Genomic DNA, 8,563 nt, shown 5'->3' on the forward strand with positions numbered 1-8,563 from the left:
CGAACTTTACTTATTTTCTACGACAATCAATATACGTTCTATTTCTTTTCCCACAGATTAATTTCGTAGATGTTAGGCGTTTTCGGCCAGGCCATCCCGGCAAAACCCACCGCGTTCTGAGGCACGTCTCCAAATCTCTGCCACGTGATGACTTCTTCCAGGTTTTTTTCTCTGATCACGTCAGACAGGGCTTCCATCATCTCCTGTTCTCTGTATCTGAAGTATTTCGACGAAAAATTCTGTTCAATACAATACGGCTCTACGGCGAAAAGATATCCTTTCCTTCCGTCGTGTTCGATTTTTTCGACACCTATGGAATTGTCGTTTCTTAAAGGCCGGGGAATATACCATTCCTCTTTTTCTTTCGGAGGAGGATACACCCATATTTTTGAGGACGAGTATTTTTCTCTGAAACTCTTTATTATTCCGTCTTCTATTTCGTACGTCCTGTCATCAGCAGCGACAATCATATTCTGAACAACTCCGTAACAGATCCTCACGCCCGGCACATAAATAGGCATTGTCCTTTCTTCAAACCTCATTCCTTCGGGCAAGCTAAGATCTGTTTTCACACCTATCAGATCAGTTACGGACTCACTCGCGGGACAAGGCGTTTTTTTGTCAAAAACACAATTGAGATATGACGGCAGATCCTCGAACCAGCTTTGACCCGAATCTTGGTCGGGGTGTTTAATTGCGACGCGTTTTTTGTACATGTTGAATTTCAGTTCATCTCCCGGTTCGCAGAGCCTTATAAAGATGACTTCGATCACAGGCAAGCCAATCTCCTTAAATTCTTCAAAAAGAACGGCCAGAGCTTTTTTAGGATTAAAGACACGTGAGGCCAGAAACGAAAGGTTCCAGTTGGATATGAACAATTCGTTTTCCACAAAAATGCTGTCGATTGTAGACAAACCGTTCAGAAGGTATTCCCAGTTGTAAATTATCTGTGTCATTTTTTCGTATTCTTCACCTTCAACCGCCTTTGAAAATCCTACTATGACTCTGAATACGTCGTATTTCCCAATATCGTCGAAAACTTTGCTGGAAAATCCCTCTTTTGGCATGAGGGTCCATTCTCTCCGGTACGAAGGCTCCTCTTGTTCCCACTTTACATGTAAGGCCTGTGCCATTCCGTCCGAAAATTCGCCGATTCTTCCAAATTGAAAGCCGCATATTTTTTTACCTGCGGAATCTATCAGGCCCCACAATCCGCCTTTCATGACGGGTGCTCTGTCTTCGCTGAAAACGCCGACGTAGTCGTATTTCTCGTCGTTTATCTTTCTCCCTTTTTTATCTATGAAAAACCATTCATCCTCGTTGCAGACACCCGCGAATCCTTCTGTGAATCCGTACACTGAAACATACTGCGGCGGAATAATATCCGCCCCATCAAGGTCTATGAATCCCCAGAGTCCGTTTTTCTTTACCCTGGCAAGCCCTTCGTTCGGAAGTAAAATGTCTTCGAACGGCCCTGCCGTAGACGCGTCTTTCTTCATGAAGTACCATCCCCCGTCCAGAAAGAGACCGCATAATCCCTGCCCTGCTCCTTTGAATTGGTCCACCCATACATCTTTTATCATTTTTCCATTTTGATTTATAAACGAATAAAAGCCGTCTTTCTTTACCCAGGCGATCCCGTCCTGAAACAGGGATATGCTCTCGTATCCGTCGGAAATTATCTTTCCGGTTTTGTCGATCAGGTGTATTTGGCCGTTTATTTTCACCGATGCAACGTCGTCGGTGAAATCGTAGGCCATTTCGAAATCCGGTTTTATAACCCATTCTCCCTTTTTATCTACGTACCCGTCCGATCCGCCTTGATTCGCCACGGCTATTTCGCACGAAAATTTCCCCAGAAAATTAAAAACGGGTTTGATCACGACGTTTCCTTTTTTGTCCATCGCTCCACACATACCCCCGGATACAAATCCGCCCAATCCCCCGGAAAAGTCATAACAACTTTCACACTGCATCTGCGGCGTAGCCGCCCCGGAACTGTCCAGGTACCTCCATGTCCCCCCATTTAGCAAACCGTTGCTGTTGTACGCACCGCCTTCGTTCAGCCAAAGCACTCCTTCGGACCACTTGCCGAAATAGTCGAAAGCGTCTTCGAAAAGATATTTACCTTCCCTGTCTATTACGCTGTACTTTCTTTTTCCGAATTTCTTTACAACAGCTGTTTTGTCCCTGAACTGGCTGGTGACGTAAAACTTCGGAGAAATCACTGTTTTCGAATCTTTGTCAATGAAACCGAAACGAAAATTATCCGACACATTAACCTCCTTTTTTTTCGAAAATAATAAATGAAATGAATTAAAATTCTCTTAAAAGAAATTTTGGCAAATTTAAGATTGGTTTTTTTTCACAAAACACAGCAATTCACTTATATAATAATGTTTATTAAAATGCCTTATGCAGAAAAAAGAACTCAGAAAAATGAAAAAATTCCGCTTCCAACTTCTTCACAAATGGATAGTTGAAAATTTTTTACCCTGCCGGATCTGCGACATAGGCGGAGGAAAAGGTCTTCTTTCATTCCTGCTACATAACGCCGGTTTTGACGCCACGGTTATTGACCCTTGCGACCAAATTCTTCCTGACAAATACAAGGATCTTTATAACGTAAAGCACAAAATACCCGATACTTTCAAAATTAAAAGATTGACAAAGGAATACGCTATCGACATGGCAAAAGACTACGATCTGTTAATAGGCCTTCACGCCCACGGTTCTAACATGAAAATTCTTGAAGGAGCCGCCAAATATAAAAAGGATTTCATTCTTTTGCCTTGCTGTGTAATAGACGAACCTATCGAAATAAAACCGGACATTGATTGGTTGAAATCTCTTGAGGAATATGCCATTACACTCGGTCACAAAACGACCAGATTTGAGCTTAATTTCAGGGGTCAGAACATCGGTTTTTACAAAACCGACGGCACTTTTCTCGCAAAAAAATCACGATGAAACAAAAAATCAGCGCACTACTAACAATTATTCTTGTTACACCGATTTTAGCAGGAATATACGGTGTTCTGCACGACCAGTTGACGTACACAATTTCGCCTGAATACTACACAAAATTCAAATTCTACCGGTTCGGATTGGCAGAAGACGGAGGAGTTTATAGATATTCGGAAAGATTAGGAGCGGCTCTGGTCGGATTTTCAGCAACCTGGTGGACGGGCATACCCATAGGTATTATTCTCGGTTTAACAGGAATGATACACAAAGATTGGATTACAATGTCAAAAATAACAGCCAAATCTTTAACACTTGTATTGATAATATCAATAGCCTCGGGACTCTCTGGTTTGTTGATCGGTAAATTTTTCCTGGCAAATTCTGACTTCCCCTGGAATTTCCCTGAAAATATTCTTGATAAAAACAATTTTATAGCCGTGGGTTCAATGCATAATTTCAGTTATGCCGGAGGACTTTTTGGCCTGATATCAGGAATTATTTTCTCATGTTTAAACAAAAACAAGCATAAAAAAACAAATAATAACATTTTGTAATTCCTCCTGCCGAGGAATATAATCATGAAGGATCATTAATTTAAGGAGGAAAGATGAAAAATTTATTATTTTTCGCTGTTCTCTTTCCGATCTCTTTACTTCATGCTGAAACCAAAGGTCCCTCAGGCGATGACTACATTATTCCAGTCATCGAATTGTTCAAGGAAGAATGCGATTCTGACGATGTTCTCGATTTTGAATCACTTTCCGGCAATATATGCGAAACAGAAAGAACCGGCAATTCAACAGAACCCTCTAAATTCTCCTCTTTTTGGGGTCCGAACATACTGGTTACCGATAATTGCAACACTCTCTACAGAGACGACATGGCTTTTGATTACGACGCCGGCGGAAACATATACGCTGCAATCCAGTCTTCCCATGACGGAGTAAACGACACTTTGTTTATTTACCGTTCAACCGACAAAGGATTGACTTGGAATATCTGCTACTGGAACTATGTCGCGAACGGCGGTAAGATTATTGATTTCGATATGAGGCTGGAACCATACACTTCAGTCAATCCGGAGATATACATAGCCTGGGCTGATTCCCAATTCACTTCCGGATACAGAACGTTCTTTGGAGCCGTCAAACCAGGGATTTCCGAAAGATGGGTTCGTCTGGATTCTGCATTTACATCTCAGGACAGTATTTTTTGTGTCGCCATGGACGTCAGTCCCGATTCAAATCCTTTGGTCGCGATTTCCACTCTAAGCTACTCGCCATATCCAGGTGAAACGGAATGGGCTACTTTTTATTCCGCCGATGCCGGAATATCATGGAATCTCGCAAATCATATAACCTCTTACGCTCCGATGGGTCTGTCCGTGGCCTGTAATTCCCGGGAAGTATTTTATGTCGCAACAATTTACACTCAGAACAAACACAGAATGCGCCTGGCAAGATATAACAATGGCACATGGTCGGGAAATTATATTTCAATGGATTATGACACTTTAAGGACCTGTCCCCTTATCGCCACTCAGAAATACCACACCTATCCGGCAAACTATGTCTGTGCTTTTGAGACTATGGGTTCCGGCAGCGCTTCGAGGATTTTATACTGCTACAGCAGTGACGGAGGGCAGAACTGGAACAGCCCTGACTACTGGTCAGTAACAGGGGACAGGTGCAGTTCGATACCAAATACCAGAATTGGTTGGAATTACACAGAAGATTTTCCTATAGCATCCTGCTTCGTCGAAGGAGGGTCTTTCGATTCTCTCGTCACTTCGGTTTGTGTCGGTAATTTCAACGGCTGGAGTCAAAGGACTGTTGTAAATAATTATTCACTTACAACGACAATTCCATCACACGTACTATATGTAAGCGGCTTAGATATAAACGGACCGATTGTTCTTTACAGGCAAAACAATTCCAACAACATTTGGTTTGACAGGTGGGATCACTACAATCAGGTCGAAGAAACTCTTTCCAATAATTTCATTTCTTCAGACGTGATAATTTACAGAGAAAACAGCGGATTCAGAATTGATCTGTCAACTGCCGGCGAGATAGTGTTGAGAATTTCAGTATTTGACATTCTCGGGAGAAACATAAAAACCATATCCGACAGCAAATTGAGCAAAGGAGATCACGTCTTTTTTTGGATTCTCGACGACGAAAACGGTGATATTGTCCGTTCAGGGAATTACTTCATCAATTTCGAATCAATGGGTCAAAATTTTTCAAAAACAATACAAGTGTTTTAAAACAACTTTAATGTTTTTATATTTAAAAAGCGCTTAACTGCTATTCACATCGAATTTTATGGGTAAAAAGCATAATATAATAAAATGGACGGCGAGAATATTAGCCGCTCTGATAATAATTTTCGGCTTGCCGTTTTATTTCGGTTACGGTAATCCGCTCCCTTTCATAAATCCAGATTACACTTTGTGGGACAATACATGGCTTACTGTTTTTCCTCTGATGTTTATCGGACTCGCCCTGGGCTGGAAGTTCGAAATTATCGGAGGACTTTTTGTTACGATTCCAATATTCATAGGATATATAATCGGGATCATTGCCCGACAGGGATTTTCGATACACATGGCTATTCCGTTTCTCGTCGGTGTTCTGTATCTGACGTCAGGTCTGTTGACAAATTACAAGCAACGGGAGGGAAATCAATGAAAATTATTTTACTTAACATTTCTTTCATTTTGCTAATATTTCAACAGCTACCGGCCGAATACACCGATACTCTCACATTGGAAGCTTGTATCTTGAATTCACTCCCGATAGGCTGGGGAACTCTGTATCAATGTGAGATACATAAAATAATTGAGGGAGAACAGCCTGACATAGACAGCGTTTTTACTATGAGCGCTTCCGTCGGAGGGGAGCATATTTACGAAGACGTCCACTTTCTATCTGTTGGTGAAATTTACTTAATAAAATTTGTCAAAACTGATATTACTAGTGACAAACCTTACATCCCCGCAGGAACAACCGGATTCGTTGATAAAAATGGATTTATCTGGATTATTACAGAACTTCAAAAGACGGAATGAATAAACGTATCAGTTTAGAATCAATATTTTTCCAGTGATTACATCCTCATCCGTCAATATTTGAAAATAATATATTCCTGAACTAAATCCGCTGAGATCAATTTTTATCTCATTCAAGCCATTTGTCACAGATTCCATTGTTATCCTGCGGACAAATCTTCCTGTTACGTCGACGATGTTGAATACAGCACCGGAAGAATAGTCGCTGAAAAAACTCACAATGATAAAAGAACCTGCAGGATCAGGTGATATCCAGGCGATAGGGAATTCATTCGGAAAGGAATTGATTTCTTCAACAGATCCGGGATTTGAACCATTTTGATAATGAAAACCCATGTCGACAACACCGCTGTCAAAGATTTCATCTGTACGGGTAGTCATGGAGTCCATGCCCAAAAACGCCGAACTGTAACTGCCCGCGTCGACACAAGGGCTTTGCTGGATCTGACCCGCCATGGTCTGACTGAGATAGAAATCACCTTCCGGACCGACCGTGAAGATCGGATTCTCACTTATATTTCCCGTTCCGTTCCATCCCTCCTCCACGCAACAGTAATAGACGTTTGCACTGCTGCCGGTTGCAGGATCGAGAAATATCTGGTTGCCTTGTGAAGTCGAAGAGTTGTTTCCCCAAACAATACAATCTCTTATGACGGGAATAGTAGTGCTCTGATTCAGCACGTAGATTCCTCCACCTTCAAGATATGAAAGGTTTCCGAAAAAAGTGTTGTCAGCGATGTTCGACCCGTCGTACCTGACGTAAATCCCGCCGCCGGTCGGAGCCTGATTTCCGTAAACAAGATTATTCTTGACAACCTGTTGAGTTCCGTATTGGCAAATCCACAGGCAGATTCCTCCTCCTCCCCAGTAAGTCGACGATGTAACAGTGTTGAAGCGTATCACGTTGTTCTTAATTTTTACCCGGCATTGGTTAACGTATATACCTGCGCCGCTGTGCCCGGTTGTGTTGTACTCAAAGAGGTTGCCCGATATTTCAGCTTCGCAAATCCCTCCCGTCCAGCCGTCCAGGGTTATTCCTGCGCCGTTTTGAACAGAACTGTTGTGGTGTATCCGGCAGTTTCGTATTATGGGATCTCCGTAATAAATGGAATAAATCGCTCCGCCCATATCGGCGACGTTGTATGAAAAAATACAGTTAACAATCTTGGGGGAACAGTTGTCTATGTAAATTCCCCCGCCTCTGTTCCCGTTCATTCCGTATGCGTTACCCCTTGTTATGGTAAATCCGTCTAGGACTGAAAAACTGTCTTCTCCTGAAGTGAAGGAGAAAGCGCGGTGGGGATCCGTCGAATCTGCTTCAAGATCAATTATTGTCGATTCCGGTCCGAACTCGGAGCGAATCAGAATTGCCTTCCCCTCAAAACTGAGGTCTCTGTTTCCGAATCCCCTGTATGTTCCGGGTGAAACCAATACCGTGTCGCCGTTTTGAGACGCGCCTATAGCGGAATAAAAATTGGCATAGTCCTGCGGAATGCAGATGATGTTGGAAATCAGCAAACATTGAATCAAAACTGTCATATTCAAAATGCCTCGTGGTCTTTATTCCATCAGCAATAACTGCCTGGAATATACTCTATCCCGTGTTTTTAAAACAACAAAATACAAACCGTTTGGAATTCTTTCAATTATACCGCTCACATCAAATGCCAGTACGGTGTTTCCGCTTTCGCAGATACTGTTCAAAAGATTGGTCAGATTCTGTCCGGAAACATTGTATACATCCAGGCTGATTTGACATTGTTTGTCCAGAAAGAAACTCACGCTCAACTCTCTTTTCACAGGATCAAAACCAATCGAATAATCCGTGTTAAAATATCCCGGAGGTTCGACCGGTTCCTCGACCGCAGTTCCGCCACTTTGTGTGCAAAGTACAGTCCCGCTGTCTCCCCCTACCCATCCTCTCAATGAATCGAGGAAAAATATCGTCGTAAGATCGCGGTCCGTTCCTGAGTTCTGACTGGTCCAGTCCGTTCCTCCGTTTTCTGTGTAGAGTATCGTTCCGTCGTCTCCGACTATCCATCCCATGTTTTCGTCGAAGAAATACAGGGCATTGAGATTGCCCGTGACTCCGGAGACTTGACTGTCCCAACTCACTCCGTTGTTTGTAGTCCTGTATATACAACCTGAATGACCGACAACCCAGCCGGTATTATCGTTAACGAAGAAAACTCCTCTAAGTCCCGGAACGTTACCCGTGAGAACAGCGTCCTGGTTCCAGTCAGCTCCTCCGTTCGTCGTCCACATATACAACGCTGAGGATGTATTAGTAATGCCTACGGCACTACCCTTTGTCGCACTCGTGAAATGAAAATCGCGGAAAAATCCGTCCGAAAGTTCGTATTGGATCTGTATGAAATACGGGCCGAAAATATTATCTTTATAGCATATATCTCTTTCGGAGAGAGTCCAGCATATTACTGAATCCATAATGCAAATCCTCTTTACAGTTTCGTTAGAGCTAACCATTACAAAACCTTGCCAATGAGCTCCGCCGTCCTCCGT

At 42.7% G+C, this 8,563-nt stretch carries 8 protein-coding genes; 5 read left to right on the forward strand and 3 right to left on the reverse strand.

The genetic code is table 11. The features are described from left to right. Positions 1-38: 38 nt before the first annotated feature. The gene (locus JXL83_04905) at positions 39-2,276 is read right to left on the reverse strand and encodes a WG repeat-containing protein (protein MBN2363453.1); all 2,238 of its coding nucleotides are present in this window, start codon (positions 2,274-2,276) and stop codon (positions 39-41) included. A 163-nt stretch (positions 2,277-2,439) separates the two neighbouring features. On the opposite strand from JXL83_04905, the gene JXL83_04910 reads away from it, so the two are divergent. Genes JXL83_04910 through JXL83_04930 form a run of 5 tightly spaced genes read left to right on the forward strand, consistent with a single transcriptional unit; the run spans position 2,440 to position 6,040 of the window. Then, entirely contained in the window at positions 2,440-2,970 is a 531-nt protein-coding gene (locus tag JXL83_04910) for a hypothetical protein (GenBank protein MBN2363454.1), read from the forward strand. After that, positions 2,967-3,521 carry a hypothetical protein gene (locus JXL83_04915; protein ID MBN2363455.1) on the forward strand — a complete coding sequence of 185 codons (555 nt, stop codon included), beginning with the start codon at positions 2,967-2,969 and terminating at the stop codon, positions 3,519-3,521. The genes JXL83_04910 and JXL83_04915 overlap by 4 nt, the downstream gene beginning before the upstream one ends. 53 nt (positions 3,522-3,574) lie before the next feature. Then, positions 3,575-5,236 (forward strand): hypothetical protein, encoded by a 1,662-nt coding sequence (locus tag JXL83_04920; GenBank protein MBN2363456.1) that lies wholly within the window; start codon positions 3,575-3,577, stop codon positions 5,234-5,236. 58 nt (positions 5,237-5,294) lie between these two features. After that, entirely contained in the window at positions 5,295-5,660 is a 366-nt protein-coding gene (locus tag JXL83_04925; GenBank protein ID MBN2363457.1) for a hypothetical protein, read from the forward strand. Further along, positions 5,657-6,040 (forward strand): hypothetical protein, encoded by a 384-nt coding sequence (locus JXL83_04930; protein ID MBN2363458.1) that lies wholly within the window; start codon positions 5,657-5,659, stop codon positions 6,038-6,040. Before JXL83_04925 ends, JXL83_04930 begins: the two co-directional genes overlap by 4 nt. A gap of 9 nt (positions 6,041-6,049) precedes the next feature. Here the strand turns inward: JXL83_04930 and JXL83_04935 are convergent, their stop codons facing one another. Both JXL83_04935 and JXL83_04940 read right to left on the reverse strand, forming a co-directional pair. Continuing rightward, positions 6,050-7,579 (reverse strand): T9SS type A sorting domain-containing protein, encoded by a 1,530-nt coding sequence (locus tag JXL83_04935; protein MBN2363459.1) that lies wholly within the window; start codon positions 7,577-7,579, stop codon positions 6,050-6,052. A 21-nt stretch (positions 7,580-7,600) separates the two neighbouring features. Continuing rightward, positions 7,601-8,563: hypothetical protein (locus JXL83_04940; GenBank protein ID MBN2363460.1), on the reverse strand; the 963-nt coding region annotated here is incomplete at its 5' end.

The organism is candidate division WOR-3 bacterium, from assembly GCA_016934535.1.
GTDB lineage: Bacteria > SDB-A > SDB-A > SDB-A > SDB-A > JAFGIG01.